The sequence below is a fragment of the Enterobacter cloacae complex sp. IR5384 genome (genome assembly GCF_049237265.1).
Lineage (GTDB): Bacteria > Pseudomonadota > Gammaproteobacteria > Enterobacterales > Enterobacteriaceae > Enterobacter > Enterobacter cloacae.
In genome coordinates this window covers 39634-55686 of record NZ_JBMKHJ010000001.1, presented here as the reverse complement: position 1 = coordinate 55686, position 16053 = coordinate 39634, and the positions used below count along the sequence as shown (strand labels likewise).

Annotated in this window: 13 protein-coding genes; 11 read left to right on the top strand and 2 right to left on the bottom strand. The window is 56.5% G+C overall.

Annotation, left to right across the window (positions count from 1 at the left end; all coding sequences use genetic code 11):
• Positions 1–8 precede the first annotated feature (8 nt).
• From flgD to flgL, 9 genes are all read left to right on the top strand, one after another.
• Positions 9–719 carry a flagellar hook assembly protein FlgD gene (gene flgD / locus ACOTX3_RS00260; RefSeq protein WP_013097137.1) on the top strand — a complete coding sequence of 237 codons (711 nt, stop codon included), beginning with the start codon at positions 9–11 and terminating at the stop codon, positions 717–719.
• 26 nt (positions 720–745) lie between these two features.
• Entirely contained in the window at positions 746–1954 is a 1209-nt protein-coding gene (gene flgE / locus ACOTX3_RS00255; RefSeq protein WP_013097136.1) for a flagellar hook protein FlgE, read from the top strand.
• 20 nt (positions 1955–1974) lie between these two features.
• The gene (locus ACOTX3_RS00250) at positions 1975–2730 is read left to right on the top strand and encodes a flagellar basal body rod protein FlgF (protein ID WP_013097135.1); all 756 of its coding nucleotides are present in this window, start codon (positions 1975–1977) and stop codon (positions 2728–2730) included.
• Positions 2731–2741: 11 nt separating this feature from the next.
• Positions 2742–3524: a flagellar basal-body rod protein FlgG gene (flgG, locus tag ACOTX3_RS00245; RefSeq protein ID WP_008500810.1), complete on the top strand. Its 783-nt coding sequence runs from the start codon at positions 2742–2744 to the stop codon at positions 3522–3524.
• A 57-nt stretch (positions 3525–3581) separates the two neighbouring features.
• Positions 3582–4280, top strand: a complete 699-nt coding sequence (flgH, locus tag ACOTX3_RS00240; protein ID WP_003857987.1) for a flagellar basal body L-ring protein FlgH — start codon at positions 3582–3584, stop codon at positions 4278–4280.
• Between the two features lie 12 nt (positions 4281–4292).
• Positions 4293–5390: a flagellar basal body P-ring protein FlgI gene (locus tag ACOTX3_RS00235; RefSeq protein ID WP_013097134.1), complete on the top strand. Its 1098-nt coding sequence runs from the start codon at positions 4293–4295 to the stop codon at positions 5388–5390.
• On the top strand, positions 5390–6343 hold the full coding sequence (gene flgJ / locus ACOTX3_RS00230) for a flagellar assembly peptidoglycan hydrolase FlgJ (protein WP_020689612.1): 954 nt from the start codon (positions 5390–5392) through the stop codon (positions 6341–6343). Before ACOTX3_RS00235 ends, flgJ begins: the two co-directional genes overlap by 1 nt.
• 75 nt (positions 6344–6418) lie before the next feature.
• Entirely contained in the window at positions 6419–8056 is a 1638-nt protein-coding gene (gene flgK / locus ACOTX3_RS00225) for a flagellar hook-associated protein FlgK (RefSeq protein ID WP_013097132.1), read from the top strand.
• 14 nt (positions 8057–8070) lie between these two features.
• On the top strand, positions 8071–9024 hold the full coding sequence (gene flgL / locus ACOTX3_RS00220; RefSeq protein ID WP_013097131.1) for a flagellar hook-associated protein FlgL: 954 nt from the start codon (positions 8071–8073) through the stop codon (positions 9022–9024).
• Between the two features lie 76 nt (positions 9025–9100).
• Here the strand turns inward: flgL and ACOTX3_RS00215 are convergent, their stop codons facing one another.
• On the bottom strand, positions 9101–10315 hold the full coding sequence (locus tag ACOTX3_RS00215) for an MFS transporter (protein ID WP_058679155.1): 1215 nt from the start codon (positions 10313–10315) through the stop codon (positions 9101–9103).
• A 145-nt stretch (positions 10316–10460) separates the two neighbouring features.
• Between ACOTX3_RS00215 and ACOTX3_RS00210 the strand changes: the two genes are divergently transcribed.
• Positions 10461–11363 (top strand): LysR family transcriptional regulator, encoded by a 903-nt coding sequence (locus tag ACOTX3_RS00210; protein ID WP_013097129.1) that lies wholly within the window; start codon positions 10461–10463, stop codon positions 11361–11363.
• A gap of 40 nt (positions 11364–11403) precedes the next feature.
• On the opposite strand, the gene rne is transcribed toward ACOTX3_RS00210, so the two are convergent.
• Positions 11404–14508, bottom strand: a complete 3105-nt coding sequence (gene rne / locus ACOTX3_RS00205; protein ID WP_040019482.1) for a ribonuclease E — start codon at positions 14506–14508, stop codon at positions 11404–11406.
• 571 nt (positions 14509–15079) lie between these two features.
• Here rne and rluC point away from each other — a divergent pair.
• Positions 15080–16027 (top strand): 23S rRNA pseudouridine(955/2504/2580) synthase RluC, encoded by a 948-nt coding sequence (rluC, locus tag ACOTX3_RS00200; RefSeq protein WP_038419104.1) that lies wholly within the window; start codon positions 15080–15082, stop codon positions 16025–16027.
• The last annotated feature ends 26 nt before the right edge of the window (positions 16028–16053 follow it).

The following is a 16053-nucleotide window of genomic DNA, read 5'->3' as shown; positions in this document are numbered from 1 at the left end:
AGACATGCATGTCCATCGCCGTTAATGTGAATGATCCAACGAACTCGGGCGTCAGTGGCGCCAAAAGTTCGACGGGTTCCAGCTCCCTGACGGGAAGTAACGCCTCCGATCTGCAAAGCAGCTTTCTGACGCTGCTGGTGGCACAGCTGAAGAACCAGGATCCCACCAACCCCATGCAGAACAACGAACTGACCACGCAGCTTGCGCAGATCAGTACCGTCAGCGGCATTGAGAAACTCAATACCACCCTCGGCTCTGTTTCCGGGCAAATTGATAACAGCCAGTCCCTGCAGGCTGCGAGCCTGATTGGTCACGGGGTGATGATCCCGGGCACCACGATCCTGGCGGGCACCAGCACCACCGAAGGCAACACGACCACCACCACCACGCCGTTTGGCGTTGAGCTGCAGCAGGCGGCCGACAAAGTCACCGCGACGATCACCGACGCTACCGGCGCCGTGGTTCGCACGATTGATATCGGCGAACTGAAGGCGGGCGTTCATACCTTTACCTGGGATGGCAGCCTGGCCGACGGCACCAAAGCGCCAAACGGTTCTTACAAAGTGGCAATCAGTGCCAGCAATGGCTCTACCCAGCTGGTGGCTCAGCCGCTGCAGTTTGCGCTGGTCCAGGGCGTCATTAAAGGTAGCGATGGCAACAAACTGGATTTGGGTACTTCTGGTACCACCACACTCGACGAAGTTCGGCAGATTATCTAAGCCTTAACACTTATCAGGAGTAAGTCATGGCCTTTTCTCAAGCGGTCAGCGGCCTGAATGCTGCGGCCACCAACCTGGACGTCATTGGCAACAACATCGCCAACTCCGCGACCTATGGTTTTAAATCCGGTTCTGCTTCATTTGCAGATATGTTTGCCGGTTCCAAAGTGGGTCTGGGCGTAAAAGTTGCAGGCATTACCCAGGACTTTACCGACGGCACCACCACCAATACCGGTCGTGGCCTGGACGTTGCCATCAGCCAGAACGGTTTCTTCCGTATGGTCGATGCTAACGGCTCGGTGTTCTACAGCCGTAACGGCCAGTTCAAGCTGGACGAAAACCGTAACCTGGTGAACATGCAGGGGATGCAATTAACCGGTTATCCGGTTGCCGGGACGCCATCAACGGTTCAGACCGGTGCGAACCCACAGCCTATCAATATCCCGACCACGCTGATGGCCGCGAAGGCCACCACCACGGCTTCCCAGCAGATTAACCTCAACTCCACCGATACCGCACCGACCACCGCCTTTGATCCGGCCAACCCGGATACCTACAACAAAAAAGGTACGGTCACCGTCTTTGACAGCCAGGGTAATGCGCACAACATGAACCTGTTTTACGTTAAAGATGCGACCCCGGCTAACTCCTGGAAAGTGTATGCCCAGGACGGTAGCGTGGCAGGCAGCACGGCCTCTCTCGCCACGACGCTGACCTTCAACAACAACGGTACGCTGATCGGCGGTGGCAACATCAACCTGACTACTGCGACCATTCCTGGTGCCACGCCTGCGACCTTCGCCATGAGTTTTGCGAACTCCATGCAGCAGAACACCGGTGCGAACAACATCGTTGGAACCAGCCAGAATGGTTTTAAACCGGGCGACCTGGTGAGCTACCAGATCAACGACGACGGCACCGTGGTCGGTAACTACTCCAACGAACAGACCCAGGTTCTGGGCCAGATCGTGCTGGCAAACTTCGCCAACAACGAAGGTCTGAAGTCTGAAGGTGACAACGTCTGGTCTGCCACGCAGTCCTCCGGCGTCGCGCTGCTGGGTACCGCGGGTTCCGGTAACTTCGGTACGCTGACCAACGGTGCGCTGGAAGCCTCTAACGTCGACCTGAGTAAAGAGCTGGTGAACATGATTGTCGCGCAACGTAACTATCAGTCGAACGCGCAGACCATCAAGACCCAGGATCAGATCCTCAACACGCTGGTTAACCTGCGTTAAGCGGCTAACAGGAAAGCGCAATGGATCACGCAATATATACCGCGATGGGCGCGGCAAGTCAGACGCTCAATCAGCAGGCCGTTACCGCCAGCAACCTGGCGAACGCCTCTACGCCGGGGTTCCGCGCACAGCTCAATGCGCTGCGTGCGGTGCCGGTAGAAGGGTTGTCCCTGCCGACGCGTACGCTGGTGACCGCCTCCACGCCGGGTGCAGACATGACGCCAGGGCAGATGGATTACACCGCCCGTCCGCTGGACGTTGCTCTGCAGCAGGACGGCTGGCTGGCCGTGCAAACGGCAGACGGCGGCGAAGGCTATACCCGCAACGGTAATATCCAGGTCAGTGCCACGGGCCAGTTGACGATTCAGGGGCACCCGGTAATGGGTGAAGCGGGTCCGTTGACGGTGCCGGAAGGCTCAGAGCTGACCATCGCCGCAGACGGTACCATCTCCGCCTTGAACCCGGGCGACCCGGCCAATACCGTTGCGCCCGTCGGGCGTCTGAAGCTGGTCAAAGCGGATGGCAAAGAGGTGCAGCGTGGTGATGACGGTATGTTCCGTCTGACCCAGGCGGCTCAGGCCACCCGTGGCGCCACGCTTCAGGCCGACCCGACCATTCGCGTGATGTCCGGTGTTCTGGAAGGCAGCAACGTCAAGCCGGTCGAAGCCATGACCGACATGATCGCCAGCGCCCGTCGTTTTGAAATGCAGATGAAGATTATCAGCAGCGTTGATGAAAACGCGGGCAAAGCTAACCAACTTCTGGCTATGAGTTAACAGGACTCCCTATGATCAGTTCTTTATGGATCGCGAAAACTGGCCTGGACGCGCAGCAAACCAATATGGATGTGATTGCCAACAACCTGGCAAACGTCAGCACCAATGGTTTCAAGCGTCAGCGTGCTGTTTTCGAAGATTTGCTTTACCAAACCATTCGTCAGCCGGGTGCGCAGTCCTCTGAGCAAACCACGCTGCCGTCAGGTTTGCAGATCGGTACCGGTGTTCGTCCGGTCGCCACCGAGCGTCTGCACAGCCAGGGCAACCTGTCTCAGACCAACAACAGCAAAGACGTCGCCATTAAAGGCCAGGGTTTCTTCCAGGTGCAGTTGCCTGACGGGACCTCTGCCTATACCCGTGACGGCTCGTTCCAGGTCGATCAGAACGGCCAGCTGGTCACGGCCGGTGGTTTCCAGGTTCAGCCTGCTATCACGATCCCGGCGAATGCCCTGAGCATCACCATCGGGCGTGACGGCGTGGTGAGCGTCACCCAGCAGGGACAGGCCGCGCCTGTTCAGGTGGGGCAGCTCAACCTGACCACCTTCATGAACGATACCGGTCTGGAAAGCATTGGCGAGAACCTCTACACCGAAACGCAATCCTCCGGTACGCCGAATGAGAGCACCCCGGGGCTGAACGGGGCAGGGCTGCTGTATCAGGGTTATGTGGAAACCTCGAACGTGAACGTGGCGGAAGAGCTGGTGAATATGATCCAGGTCCAGCGCGCGTATGAAATTAACAGTAAAGCAGTGTCGACGACCGACCAGATGCTGCAGAAACTGACGCAACTCTAAGGCGCAGCCCGGTGCGGTGAATGCCGCACCGGCTCCCTGTTTTCGAAGATGAAGGCAATGCAAAAAAACGCGGCGTTTCGTTATCCGATTCTGACTGTTCTGGCCGTCACCCTTAGCGGATGTGCCTGGATCCCGTCTAAACCATTGGTCCAGGGTGCGACGACCGCCCAACCCGTTCCTGGCCCTGCGCCAGTGGTGAACGGCTCCATTTTCCAGACCGCGCAGCCGATCAACTATGGTTATCAGCCGCTGTTTGAAGATCGTCGCCCGCGTAACGTCGGCGATACCCTGACCATTGTGCTGCAGGAGAACGTCAGCGCGAGCAAGAGCTCGTCGGCGAATGCCAGCCGCGATGGCAAAACCAATTTTGGCTTCGATACCGTACCGCGCTATCTGCAGGGACTCTTCGGCAATGCACGTGCGGATGTTGAGGCGTCTGGCGGCAATACCTTTAACGGTAAAGGTGGCGCGAACGCCAGCAATACCTTCAGCGGCACGCTGACGGTAACGGTTGACCAGGTGCTGGTTAACGGCAATTTACATGTGGTGGGTGAAAAACAGATCGCCATTAACCAGGGCACTGAATTCATTCGCTTCTCCGGTGTGGTTAACCCTCGCACCATCAGCGGCACCAACACCGTTCCGTCCACCCAGGTGGCGGATGCGCGCATTGAGTACGTCGGTAACGGCTATATCAACGAAGCGCAAAATATGGGCTGGCTGCAGCGCTTCTTCCTTAATTTATCGCCGATGTAAGCGAGGTGACCCATGTTTAAATCGATCTTCGCCGTGGCGCTGATGCTGGTGGCAACATTTGCCCAGGCTGACCGCATTCGCGATCTCACCAGCGTTCAGGGCGTGCGTGAAAACTCCCTCATTGGCTATGGTCTGGTGGTTGGCCTGGATGGCACGGGTGACCAGACCACCCAGACGCCATTCACCACCCAGAGCTTGAACAACATGCTGTCCCAGCTCGGTATCACCGTACCGGCGGGCACCAACATGCAGTTGAAAAACGTGGCGGCGGTAATGGTAACCGCTTCCTACCCGGCGTTTGCACGTCAGGGGCAGACCATCGATGTGGTGGTTTCCTCCATGGGTAACGCCAAAAGCCTGCGCGGCGGTACGCTGCTGATGACTCCGCTGAAAGGGGTGGATAGCCAGGTTTATGCCCTGGCGCAGGGTAACATTCTGGTGGGCGGCGCGGGGGCCTCTGCAGGCGGCAGCAGCGTGCAGGTCAACCAGCTGAACGGCGGGCGTATCACTAACGGTGCAATCATTGAGCGTGAACTGCCGACCCAGTTCGGCGCGGGGAATACCATCAATCTGCAGCTGAACAACGAAGATTTCACCATGGCGCAGCAGATCGCCGACACCATCAACCGCAGCCGCGGCTATGGCAGTGCGACGGCGCTGGATGCCCGTACCGTGCAGATCCGCACCTCAACGGGCGGCAGCAACCAGGTGCGCATGCTGGCCGATATCCAGAACATGGAAGTGAATGTCCCTGTTCAGGATGCCAAAGTGATCATCAACTCCCGTACCGGTTCGGTGGTGATGAACCGTGAAGTGTCGCTGGACAGCTGCGCCGTGGCGCAGGGTAACCTCTCGGTAACGGTCAACCGCTCCGCCAACGTCAGCCAGCCGGATACCCCGTTTGGTGGTGGGCAGACGGTGGTAACGCCGCAAACTCAGATCGATTTGCGTCAGAGCGGGGGCTCGCTGCAGAGCGTACGCTCCAGTGCCAACCTCAACAGCGTGGTGCGTGCCCTGAATGCCCTGGGGGCAACGCCGATGGATCTGATGTCTATTCTGCAATCCATGCAAAGTGCGGGCTGTCTGCGCGCCAAACTGGAAATCATCTGATGCTGACCGATAGCAAACTGTTGACCAGCGCGGCCTGGGATGCCCAGTCGCTTAACGAACTGAAAACCCAGGCAGGCAAAGACCCGGCGGCGAATATCCGCCCGGTCGCCCGCCAGGTGGAGGGGATGTTTGTACAGATGATGCTGAAGAGCATGCGTGAAACTCTGCCTAAAGACGGCATGTTCAGCAGTGATTCAACGCGCCTGTATACCAGCATGTATGACCAACAGATTGCGCAGCAGATGACCGCCGGTAAAGGGCTCGGTCTGGCTGACATGATAGTCAAACAGACCGAAGCCGCGCAGGGGATCCAGCCGAAGGATGAGCCGCAGCAGGTGCCGATGAAGTTCGACCTGCAAACGGTGACCAGCTATCAGAACCAGGCGCTGACGCAAATGGTGCGTAAAGCGATACCGAAGGCGACGGTGAGCAGCGATGAGCCGCTCTCCGGCGACAGCAAAGACTTCCTGGCACAGCTTTCGCTGCCGGCCCGTCTTGCCAGTGAACAGAGTGGGGTGCCACATCACCTGATTCTGGCCCAGGCCGCGCTGGAATCGGGCTGGGGTCAGCGCCAGATCCGTAAAGAAAACGGCGAGCCGAGCTTCAACATCTTTGGCGTGAAGGCGAATGCCAGCTGGAAGGGGCCGACAACGGAGATCACCACCACCGAATATGAAAACGGAGCGGCGGTGAAGATCAAAGCAAAATTCCGCGTTTACAGCTCTTATCTGGAAGCGTTGTCCGATTATGTAGGCCTGTTGAGCCGCAACCCGCGTTATGCCGCCGTTACGCAGGCGGCTACGCCTGAGCAGGGTGCGCAGGCCCTGCAAAATGCGGGCTATGCCACCGACCCGAACTATGCGCGTAAGCTCACCAGCATGATTCAGCAGCTTAAATCGATGGGCGAGAAAGTCAGCAAAGCCTATAGCACAGATATCGAAAATCTGTTCTGAAACTTCTCAAGTCCCGGTGGAGGCTGCCGATAACTTTCATCAGGACTCGTGTCTGAACGAATAAAAGGAACCTCCATGTCCAGTTTGATTAACAGCGCCATGAGTGGCCTCAGTGCTGCTCAGGCGGCACTCAATACCGTCAGTAATAACATTTCAAGCTATAACGTGGCAGGTTACACCCGCCAGACGACCGTGCTGGGTGCGTCTAACAGCACGCTGACCGGCGGTGGCTGGGTGGGCAACGGGGTGTATGTGTCTGGTGTGCAGCGTGAATATGATGCTTTCATCACCAACCAACTGCGCGCCGCGCAAACGCAGAGTAGCGGTCTGACGACGCGCTATCAGCAGATGTCAAAAATTGACGATGTGCTCTCTGATTCCACCAACTCACTTTCGACGACGCTTCAGGATTTCTTTAAAAGCCTGCAAACGCTGGTGAGCAACGCGGAAGACCCGGCCGCAAGACAGACGGTGCTGGGAAAAGCGGATGGTCTGGTCAATCAGTTTAAAACGAACGACCAGTATCTTCGCGATCAGGATTCTCAGGTTAATACCGCCATCGCTTCAAGCGTTGAGCAGATCAACAACTACGCGAAACAGATTGCGAATCTGAACGATCAGATTTCCCGTCTTACCGGCGTAGGGGCAGGTTCATCGCCAAATGACCTGCTGGATCAGCGCGATCAGCTGGTGAGTGAGCTGAACCAAATTGTGGGTGTTGAAGTGGCTGTTCAGGACGGTGGCACCTATAACGTCTCCTTTGGCAACGGTTACAGCCTGGTGCAGGGGAGCAAAGCAAACCAGTTAGCTGCGGTGAAATCCAGCGCCGATCCGACCCGGACGACTATCGCCTACAGCGATGAGGTGTCCGGCAACGTTGAAATTCCCGAGAAAATGGTCACCACCGGTTCGCTGGGGGGCTTGTTTACGTTCCGCTCAGAAGATCTGGATAAAGCGCGTAACAACCTCAACCAGCTGGCACTGGCCTTTGCGGACGCGATGAATAAGCAGCATGAAGCCGGGTTTGATGCCAATGGCGATGCCGGTGGCAAGCTGTTCGACTTTGGTTCGCCAGCCGTGGTAACCAACAGCCGCAATACCGGTACGGCCGCAATGACGGCCACTGTGGCAGACAGCACCAAAGTGCAGGCCACCGATTATAAGCTGCAGTTTAACGGCACCGACTGGACTATCACCCGTTCGGATAAAACCAGCTTCACCATGGCCCCGGACGCAAGTGGCAATCTCTCCTTTGATGGCCTGAGCGTCAACGTGACCGGTAGCGCGAACGCCAAAGACAGTTTCATCGTCAAGCCTGTTTCTGATGTCATCGTCAATATGGAGCTCAAGTTCAAAGATGAGTCCAAACTGGCTATGGCATCCGCAAGCAACGGCGGCGAGAGCGACAACCGCAATGGACAAAAACTGCTCGATCTGCAAAACAGTAAGGTTGTTGGCGGCAATAAGACTTTCAACGATGCCTATGCTTCCCTTGTCAGTACGGTCGGCAGCTCAACCGCCGCGCTGAAAACCAGCAGCGAAACGAAAGCGAATGTGGCGACGCAACTGACTAAGCAGCAGCAGTCCATCTCTGGGGTAAACCTCGACGAAGAGTATGGCAACCTGCAGCGCTATCAGCAGTATTACCTTGCCAATGCGCAGGTGTTACAAACTGCCAGCACGCTTTTTGATGCAATTATCAATATTCGCTAAGGCTGAGGTGAAAAATGCGTATTAGCACCCAGATGATGTACGACCAGAACATGCGGGGAATCACCGATTCCCAGAGCAAGTGGCTGAGCTACGGTGAGCAAATGTCCACCGGCAAGCGTGTTAACCGTCCGTCGGACGATCCTATTGCGGCGTCGCAGGCGGTTGTGTTGTCACAATCTCAATCCCAGAATAGCCAGTTTGCCCTGGCGAGAACGTTCGCCACGCAAAAAGTCTCTCTGGAAGATAACGTGCTGAGCCAGGTTAACGCGGCAATTACCAGTGCGAAAGAGAAACTCGTTAACGCAGGAAATGGCACGTTAAGTGATGACGATCGTCTGTCACTGGCGAGTGACTTGCAGGGTATCCGCGATCAGCTGATGAACCTGGCAAACTCAGCGGATGGTAATGGTCGGTATATTTTTGCTGGCTATAAGACCGAAGCGCCACCGTTTGATTCCGTTACCGGTGATTACAACGGGGGAACTCAGGCCATCTCTCAGCAGGTTGATACCGCCCGTAATATGGTGATTAGCCACACTGGTCAGCAGATCTTCGAAAGTATTACCAGTAACGCCAAAGAACTGCCTGGCGGCGGTTATGGCGAGACGAATATGTTCAAGATCCTCGACTCGGCGATTTCCGCGCTCAAGGTTCCTGTTGATAACGACTCTGCGGCGGCGGAAGTGCAGAACAAAGCGATTTCTGATGCACAGATCGGCATCACCAATACCCAGAACAATGTCCTTACCGTCGTGGCGGATGTGGGTACCAAGATGAACGAACTGGAAAAACTCGATAACCTGGGCGATGACCGTGCGCTGGGGCAGACTCAGCAGATGAGCGATTTGGTCGATGTTGACTGGAACAGTGCCATTTCTTCTTACATTATGCAGCAGGCTGCCTTGCAGGCGTCCTATAAAGCGTTTAGCGATATGCAGGGTATGTCGCTGTTCCAGTTGAACAAATAACATCTTTACCTCTTAGAACATGTCTTGAAACTGGGCATGTTTTGACTGCCCAATCCGTCTGGATTGGGCATTTTTTTTAGGCGATGTCTGCCTGCACGGCGCTGACGCGAGCACTCTCAATCAGGCGAATGACCAGCGCAATGACGCCGCATACCGTCGCAAGCGCGACCACCCCGGTCCATCCCGCCAGCGTATAGATATTACTGCCCAGCGCAGAGCCCAGTGCCATGCCGATGAAGATTACCGTAAAGAGCAGGGCGTTCAGGCGTCCACGGGCCTGCGGCTCAAGGCTATACACCAGATTCTGATGCGCCACCAGGCTTGACTGCAGACCCAGATCGAACCCGACGGCGGAGAGGGCAATCAGGATGAGCTGTCCATGAAGGCCCAGCGCGGGCATCAGGAACATCAGGGCAAATGAGACGGTCACGAGAAGCGCACCGAGTTGCGTGACTTTTCCGGCGCCCAGCTTATCGGCCAGACCTCCCGCCAGCGGGGCGGCTAACGCACCTGCAGCACCCGCAATACCAAATCCCCCCGCGACCGCACTTCCTAAGTGATAACGTTCCAGCAGCATCACTGCCAGCGTGGACCAGAAGGCGCTAAAGGCAATCGACAGAAAACCCTGAGCCAGCGCCGCGCGGCGCAGAGCCGGATAACGACGCCACAGGTGTTCCATAGAACGCAGCAGCGCCGGATAGCTCAGGGTGGATTGGATGGCAAACCGCGGGAGTACGGCCCACATCACAACGCCGATAAACGCAATGCTTGCGGCGGCCAGCTGGTACATGACGCGCCAGCCAAAAGCTTCACCCACCACGCCGCTGACGGTTCGGGAGAGCAGAATACCCAGCAACAGGCCGGTCATCACCGTACCGACGGTTTTCCCCTGTTTGCCTTCCGGTGCAAGGATTGCCGCGGCAGGGACGATATCCTGCGCCATGGTGGCGGCCATGCCAATAAGCAGACTTGCCAGCAGCAGGGAGTGGATCTGTCCGGTCAGGCTACAGCCAAGCAGAAATAGCGCCAGGGCTGCACTTTTTATCAGGATCAGTGTTCTGCGGTCGTGGCGGTCGCCGAGCGGCAGCAGGAACAGGATTCCCAGAGCATATCCTGCCTGGGTAAGCGTCGGGACCATGCCCATTCCTTCAATACTCAGATGCAGGTCAGCGCCCATCAGCGGCAGCAGAGGCTGAGCATAATAGATGGATGCCACACTGAAGCCCGCACCGAGCGCCAGCATTAAGATGACCCAGCGGCTTACGGCATGGGCGGCGGATGTTGTGTTCATAAGATGTTCCTCATTCATCGTGTGTGGCTATTTTTTATCAGCATGCCTTGCAGCGGTAGCGGGCCCGGTGGTAAAACGCTTATACGTTTAGCGTATAGGCAAAGAGATGATTAAAAGAATTGAGCGTATAGACAGGGTGGAGTTAATGCGCACGTTTGTTCGTATTGTTGAGGCCGGATCCCTCTCTGCGGCGGCACGGCAGCTGGCAACCACCCAGGCCACGGTGAGCCGACGGTTGCAGTCGCTTGAGACGATGCTCGGTGTGCGCCTGATATTGCGCACTACCCACACGACGCGTCTGACGGATGACGGCGAGCGCTGCTATCAGCACGCCCGTCGGGTGATTGACAGCTGGCTGGCACTGGAAGATGAGGTAGGGCAGACAGAAGACGAACCGGTAGGCGTCCTGCGGGTACGCGCCCCGCACGCGTTTGGTCAGGATCAGCTCCTGAAACCGTTAACCGAATTTCTGCAGCGTTATCCGCAGCTTTCTATTGAGTGGATGCTCAACGACCGGTCGGCTGACTTCCTCGGCGACAACCTTGACTGTGCGATTCGGGTGGGCGTCGAGGTTGACCCGGCGACCGTGTCCGTGCTGCTGGCTGAGGTGCCGCGCTCAGTGGTGGCTTCTCCGGCATTGCTGGCCCGTTTTCCGGCGGTTAACACCCCGGAAGATTTGCAGCAGCTTCCCTGGATAGCCATCAGCTCTTTCTACCAGCGCCATGTGGAGCTTTTTCACGATGCCTCGCCAGCCACCGCGCGCGTGGCGATTACTCCCCGCCTCAGTACCGACAGTCTGTATGTCGCACGTAATACGGCTCTCACCGGGCTTGGCGTGGCGGTGGTATCAAGCTGGACAGTGCAGGAGGATATTCGGGAAGGGCGGCTGGTGCATTTACTTCCCGAGTGGCAGCCGGCGGCGTTACCGGTGCATCTGGTTTACCCCTGGTCCCGTTACTATCCGGCGCGCTTGCGGCGTTTTCTGGAGTTGATGCGGCAGATCATGCCGGAGGTCACTGGAATGAGAAAGCCGCTACAGCAGCCATAAAAAAGCCGACCCGAAGGTCGGCTTTCACACTTAGCGTGCGTTATTCAACTGACTGCGGACGGGTTGCTGGTGCAGTAGCCTTGTGCGTAGCACTGTGACCACCGGCAGCACCTTTACCTTCGAAGTTGAACTCCGGGCGAACCCAGTCGCTGTGACGCGGTGCTTCAGGCACATACTCAGGCGCAGGGGCGCGAGTCATCGGTGCTGTGGCAACGTGCGCAGGCGCGACGGCAACCTTCACCGGCTCGGGTTTCACTTCCGGCGCTTTCGCTTCTTCAACAACAGGTTCAACCTGAATCTCAACGTCCTGCACAACCTCTTCGGTCGTGGTTTCAACGATGGTTTCAGCGGTTTCTTCCACTGCGGCTACAGGTTCAGCCTCTTCAGCGACTTCTTCAGCCACCACGGCATCTTCTTCGGCAATAAGCTGCGGCGCGGCATCAACCGGCGCGGCAATCACTTCTGGATGGGTGGTTTCGACGTCCACAGCGTGAGGTGCTTCAGTTTCAACAACCTGTGGTTCAACCACGTTTGCCGCTTCCGTTACAACCTCTTCTACCGCTGCTGCTGGTGCTGGTGCAATCACCTCTTCGGTCACTGCCTGTTCTTCAACAGCCTGTTCCGGGCGAGCAACAGGGTAGCGGATCCAGACTTTACCGGATGCCATTTCAGGTGACGCGCACGCCACGGTCATTGGCATTGGCGACTGCGTTGGGTAACGCTCGTCACGGTAGCGACGACGACGCTGACCGCTCACGCGCAGATGACGCGGAGAACGGCGCGAGCGACGCGGCATACCCGCGTTGTCACGGTTTTCACCGTTTTCATCCTGCTCTACCTGATTTTCCACGACGGCCGGGAGGTCAACTTTCGCAACCTGCGTGCCCGTTGTGGTTTCTGTCACTTCGGCTGCGACAGCTGCGGTTTCTTCTGCCTGAACAGCACCGACGCGCACTTTCTGAGACAGCTGGCGCTGCTTACGACGTGGCATAACCTGAGTACGTTCTTCCTGCTCGGTCTCCTGCTGCTCAGCAGGCTCTTCGCGATTCAGGTTTTTAACGTCCTGCTGCGCCTGGCGTTTTTCGTCGTTACGGCGACGGTTACGCTCACGGCGAGGCTGCTGCTCGTCGCGCTGTTTGCTCTTCTCGGACTCATCGCCCGCCTGCTGGCGAATTTCACGATCTTCAACGTTCTGCTGTTGTTTCTCGCGACGGTTGCGACGGTTGTCTTCGCGTTGCTCACGGCCTTCATTGTTGTCCGAACGGTTGTCACGACGCTCGTTACGGTCGCTGCGGTCATTACGATCGCGGCGGTTGTTCTGACGCTTACGACGGTCCTGTTGACGCTCAGGTTTAGCCGCTTTAGGTTCTTCTTTCGGCTGCTCTGGCTGAACTTCTTCACCTGCGAACATTTTCTTCAGCGCGCCAAAGAAACGGCTCAGCAGACCCGGTTGTGCTGGCTCGGCTTTTGCCGCCACTGCCGGTTTTTGTGCCGCAGGTTTAGCCGCTGGTTTTTCCAGGGCACTTTCTGGCGGAGCTTCCGGCATGATGAAGGTCGCTAACGCAGGCTGCTCTGGCAGTTTACGCTCGGCTGGCTCTTCATCAGATGGCAGCGCCATCTCTTCTTCATGCAGCTTCGGCAGCAGGTAGCTGAGCGTGCTGGTCTCTTCGCCTTTACGGACACGCAGCACGTGATAGTGCGGCGTTTCCATCTGGTCGTTTGGCACGATGATGCAGCGAACGCCGCCCTGGCGCGCTTCAATGGCACTCACCGCGGCACGTTTTTCGTTCAGCAGGTAGGAAGCAATTGGCACCGGAACAATGGCGTGAACCTCTTTGGTGTTCTCTTTCAGCGCTTCTTCTTCAATCAGACGCAGAATAGAGAGAGACAGAGATTCGTTATCACGAACGGTCCCGGTACCGGAGCAGCGCGGGCAAACGTGATGGCTGGATTCGCCCAGAGACGGGCTCAGGCGCTGGCGGGACATCTCCAGCAGGCCGAAGCGTGAAATATGGCTAATCTGGATACGCGCACGATCCTGGCGCACCGCTTCGCGCAGACGGTTTTCAACTGCACGCTGGTGACGAACAGGGGTCATGTCGATAAAGTCGATAACAATCAGACCACCCAGGTCGCGCAGGCGGAGCTGGCGGGCGATTTCATCAGCGGCTTCAAGGTTGGTGTTGAAGGCGGTCTCTTCGATATCGCCGCCGCGCGTCGCACGTGCGGAGTTGATGTCGATAGCGGTCAGCGCTTCTGTGGTATCGATAACGATAGAACCGCCGGATGGCAGACGCACTTCACGCTGGAAGGCGGACTCAATCTGGGATTCAATCTGATAGTGGCTGAAAAGCGGGATTTCACCGGTGTACAGTTTGATTTTGCTGGTGAAGTCCGGACGACCCAGTGCGGCGATGTGCTGGCGAGCCAGCTCAAGCACTTTCGGGTTGTCGATGAGAATTTCACCGATATCCTGACGCAGATAGTCGCGGAAGGCACGTACAATAACGTTACTTTCCTGGTGGATCAGGAACGGAGCAGGGCGGCTTTCTGCTGCTTTCTGGATAGCTTCCCAGTGCTTCAGACGGAAGCTTAAGTCCCACTGCAGCGCTTCGGCAGATTTGCCCACACCGGCGGTACGCACGATAAGACCCATGCCATCCGGCAGTTCAAGACTGGCCAGCGCTTCTTTCAGTTCGGTACGGTCATCGCCTTCGATACGGCGAGAGATACCACCCGCACGCGGGTTGTTTGGCATCAGTACCAGATAACTTCCTGCCAGGCTGATAAAGGTTGTCAGTGCGGCACCTTTGTTGCCGCGCTCTTCTTTATCAATCTGAACAATCACTTCCTGACCTTCACGCAGAACATCTTTGATATTCGGACGGCCATGAGCGTTGTAGTTAGCAGGGAAATATTCGCGGGCGATTTCTTTCAGAGGGAGGAAACCATGACGCTCAGCACCGTAATCGACAAATGCAGCCTCAAGGCTTGGTTCAATGCGGGTGATTTTACCTTTGTAAATGTTCGCTTTTTTCTGTTCGTGTCCAGGACTTTCGATATCCAGATCGTACAGGCGCTGCCCATCCACAAGGGCGACACGCAACTCTTCTTGCTGAGTTGCGTTGATTAACATTCTTTTCATCGTAACTTACTCGTTATTCTTACATTGACGACAAAGCTGCGGGCAAGGTGACGCTTTCCGGGGTATGAACCGATGGCCTCGTGTCTATTCACGTCGCCAACCTCACGGTTGTCGCTCGCTTAAGAGGCGCAGAGTGTCGGTTGCCTGTGTTTCATACGGAAACACAGCGCAATTATCAGGGGAATTGCCTGGGTAGAACTCTCCAGAGAACAATCCTTATACCGGGAAGTACTGCAACCCGCAGCCCGCTAACTGCCTGAAAGATCAATACGTCTTACGCCATTGCTGCGTGGATGATCGGTCAGACAAAATTGGTCATTCCGTCGACATCCTTACAAAACCCGGATTTAACGCGGAAAACGGCTTCATTATTCCACTGCTCGCCGGGTTATAGCAAGATGACTTTTACCAATTATCACCCGGTTACTCACAGTTTCTTCACTTCAGGATGGTGATTGGTTTAATAACCACCAAATCGATTGCGCGAAACCGGGGCAGGCCGGATAAAAGTAAATATAAGCATAGAAAAATGAGTGGCGCTAATGCCTGACGATATTTAGAATCGCCAACCATGAAAACAGAGACTCCAGCCGTAAAAATGGTTGCTATCGCCGATGATGAAGCGGGGCAACGTATCGATAACTTTTTGCGCACCCAGCTGAAAGGGGTACCAAAAAGCATGATTTACCGCATCCTGCGTAAGGGCGAGGTGCGGGTTAACAAAAAACGCGTGAAGCCTGAGTATAAGCTCGAAGCCGGTGACGAAGTGCGTATCCCGCCGGTGCGTGTTGCCGAACGTGAAGATGAGATCGTGTCTCCTAAGCTGCAGAAGGTGGCCGCCCTGAGTGATGTGATCCTGTATGAAGATGACCACATCCTGGTGCTGAATAAACCGTCGGGTACGGCGGTACACGGCGGCAGCGGTCTCAGCTTCGGCGTGATTGAAGGGCTGCGCGCGCTGCGCCCGGAAGCCCGTTTCCTCGAACTGGTTCACCGTCTCGATCGTGACACCTCTGGCGTGCTGCTGGTCGCCAAAAAACGTTCAGCCCTGCGCTCGTTGCACGAGCAACTGCGCGAAAAAGGGATGCAGAAAGATTATCTGGCGCTGGTGCGCGGTCAGTGGCAGTCCCACGTGAAAGTGGTGCAGGCCCCGCTGTTGAAAAATATTTTGCAAAGCGGTGAGCGAATCGTTCGCGTCAGCCAGGAAGGTAAACCGTCTGAGACGCGCTTTAAAGTAGAAGAGCGCTATGAGTTTGCCACCCTGGTGCGCTGTAGCCCGGTGACGGGCCGAACCCACCAGATTCGCGTGCATACCCAGTTTGCGGGCCATCCGATTGCGTTTGACGATCGCTATGGCGACAGGGAATTTGATAAGCAACTGGTGGGGACGGGGCTGTCGCGTCTGTTCCTGCATGCGGCAGCGCTGAAGTTTACCCATCCAAATACCGGCGAGACTATACGTATTGAAGCGCCGCTGGATGAGCAGTTGAAACGCTGCCTGAAAGTTCTGCGCGGCTAAGGTAAAAGTTAAACGGCAACGGAATT

Excerpts from the sequence above, each read along its gene's own strand:
- flgD (WP_013097137.1), top strand. The coding sequence starts at position 9 with ATGTCCATCGCCGTTAATGTGAATGATCCAACGAACTCGGGCGTCAGT.
- flgE (WP_013097136.1), top strand. The coding sequence starts at position 746 with ATGGCCTTTTCTCAAGCGGTCAGCGGCCTGAATGCTGCGGCCACCAAC.
- ACOTX3_RS00250 (WP_013097135.1), top strand. The coding sequence starts at position 1,975 with ATGGATCACGCAATATATACCGCGATGGGCGCGGCAAGTCAGACGCTC.
- flgG (WP_008500810.1), top strand. The coding sequence starts at position 2,742 with ATGATCAGTTCTTTATGGATCGCGAAAACTGGCCTGGACGCGCAGCAA.
- flgH (WP_003857987.1), top strand. The coding sequence starts at position 3,582 with ATGCAAAAAAACGCGGCGTTTCGTTATCCGATTCTGACTGTTCTGGCC.
- ACOTX3_RS00235 (WP_013097134.1), top strand. The coding sequence starts at position 4,293 with ATGTTTAAATCGATCTTCGCCGTGGCGCTGATGCTGGTGGCAACATTT.
- flgJ (WP_020689612.1), top strand. The coding sequence starts at position 5,390 with ATGCTGACCGATAGCAAACTGTTGACCAGCGCGGCCTGGGATGCCCAG.
- flgK (WP_013097132.1), top strand. The coding sequence starts at position 6,419 with ATGTCCAGTTTGATTAACAGCGCCATGAGTGGCCTCAGTGCTGCTCAG.
- flgL (WP_013097131.1), top strand. The coding sequence starts at position 8,071 with ATGCGTATTAGCACCCAGATGATGTACGACCAGAACATGCGGGGAATC.
- ACOTX3_RS00215 (WP_058679155.1), bottom strand. The coding sequence starts at position 10,315 with ATGAACACAACATCCGCCGCCCATGCCGTAAGCCGCTGGGTCATCTTA.
- ACOTX3_RS00210 (WP_013097129.1), top strand. The coding sequence starts at position 10,461 with ATGCGCACGTTTGTTCGTATTGTTGAGGCCGGATCCCTCTCTGCGGCG.
- rne (WP_040019482.1), bottom strand. The coding sequence starts at position 14,508 with ATGAAAAGAATGTTAATCAACGCAACTCAGCAAGAAGAGTTGCGTGTC.
- rluC (WP_038419104.1), top strand. The coding sequence starts at position 15,080 with ATGAAAACAGAGACTCCAGCCGTAAAAATGGTTGCTATCGCCGATGAT.